This is a genomic window from Dendronalium phyllosphericum CENA369 (genome assembly GCF_016056275.1).
In the GTDB taxonomy this organism is placed as follows: Bacteria; Cyanobacteriota; Cyanobacteriia; order Cyanobacteriales; family Nostocaceae; genus Dendronalium; species Dendronalium phyllosphericum.
The window spans coordinates 1-1,856 of record NZ_JAECZA010000177.1 but is presented as its reverse complement, the minus strand read 5'-3'; the positions used below and the strand labels follow the sequence as shown (position 1 = coordinate 1,856).

General features: G+C 48.7%; 1 protein-coding gene. It reads right to left on the bottom strand.

Features of this window, described 5'->3' with window-relative positions; translation table 11 throughout:
- Window positions 1–69 precede the first annotated feature (69 nt).
- Window positions 70–1,548 (bottom strand): xylulokinase, encoded by a 1,479-nt coding sequence (gene xylB / locus I8752_RS22025; RefSeq protein WP_214434411.1) that lies wholly within the window; start codon window positions 1,546–1,548, stop codon window positions 70–72.
- Between the last annotated feature and the right edge of the window lie 308 nt (window positions 1,549–1,856).

Sequence of the window (1,856 nt, the reverse complement as noted above, 5' to 3'; positions counted from 1 at the left end):
AGACACCCCACACCCCACACCCTACACCCAGCCCCTAGCCAAAGATGCCGTGAAAAGTCAGGTTTTTGGCTAAGATATCGACTGACGAACAGGCTTTAAGGTATCGTAAAGTAGCTTGTATCGTTCAAATCCTGCTTCATACAAAGGATTTGGCTGCGACTGTACTATATTACTATCCTGTGGCAGTATCTTAAATGCAGCTTCTAAGTTGGGGTAAGCACCAACTCCTACCATTGCCAAAATAGCCGCTCCGTAAGCTGCTCCTTCTTCGGCTTTGGGGGCAATCAGTTTTGTTTGCAAAACATCTGCTAAAATTCGTAACCAGATATTAGAGCGTGCGCCTCCACCGGTTGCCAAGAGTCGCTCGACAGGAGCAATCGCACTAATTACCTCCAATACCTCGCGCAAGCTAAATGCAACCCCCTCTAGAACAGCACGAGTTATATCTGCTTGCGTATGAGCTAACGACAAATTCACGAAAGCACCGCGAGTATCTGGATCGAGGTGGGGACTGCGCTCTCCTGACAAATGGGGTAGAAATAGAACACCACGCGCCCCAGGTAGCGATCGCTCTGCTATATCCATCAACTCGGTGTAGGATATATGCGGTGCAAATGTATCTCGATACCAACGCACAGATCCACCTGCCGCCAGCGTCACTCCCAAAAAATGATAGCCACCATCCACATGACAGAACAAATGCACTCGACCCTCTGGATCGGGAATTGGGCGATCGCACGGTGCAAAGATAACTCCTGATGTGCCGATACTTAAACTACCTTGGTTGAGGTTGCTTGATGAAATGCCTAAACCAATTGCGGCCGCGGCATTGTCACCTCCGCCTGCGACCACAGGTAATCCAGATAGTAATCCCACACGGGTGGCTATTTCTGCTTTCAACCGTCCGGCGATCGCGGTAGATTCGATTACCGAGGGGAAGAACGCGGGGTTAATATCAAGAGTATGGAGAATATCTGTATCCCATTGCCGATTTGCTAAGTTCAGACACCCGACACCAGACGCATCAGATGGTTCTGTAACTAGCGAACCAGTTAGCACATATCCCAGATAATCTTTTGGTAAAAGAATTCGCCACAGCCGAGTATAAGCTTGTGGTTCTTCAGTCCGCAACCATAGGAGCTTCGGCAGTTGAAACCCTGTAATTGCCGGATTTCCAGTACGCTGGATTAATTCCTGACGGGGAATAGTGGCTTCAATCAGAGCAACAGCTTTACCCGTGCGCTGGTCATTCCACAAAATTGCTGGTCTGATTGCTTTCCCTTCCGCATCGAGAGCAACCATACCATGCATTTGTCCTGACAAACCGAGGGCTATCGCTGTGTATCCGTCTAACTGTTGAGTCACATCAGACAGAGCATCCAAACTTGCTTCCACCCAATCTGCTGAGTTCTGTTCTGTCCAACCGAGTTGTGGAGTTAACAGAGGATAGCTTCTGGTTGTCTGAGCGATAATTTGCCCTTGCAGGTCAACTGCGATCGCTCTTACTCCTCCTGTACCCAAGTCTAAGCCAACTACGATATCAGTCAATTGTCTCTCCTAAGTTCTAATCAGCAACGCCCTGATTTTTATATTTTTTTCTCTCAAAAGGGTGTAGGGTGCGGGGTGTGGGGTGTAGGGTGTGGGGTGTAGTGGCGAAGAAGTTTATTAATGTTCGCACTTGTTTTTAATTTTCTTGATTTTTTCCCTACACCCGACACCCGTTGCGCCACACCCTGCCCTGACGCTTGTTTCACGTCTTCGAGCGTGCCATTCGGCTCAAACTCTTTCTCTCCCTGCCCCCTGCCTTAGCCCAACAATAATTATTTACGCCGACCTACTTTGTTTTTCCTTGGTGC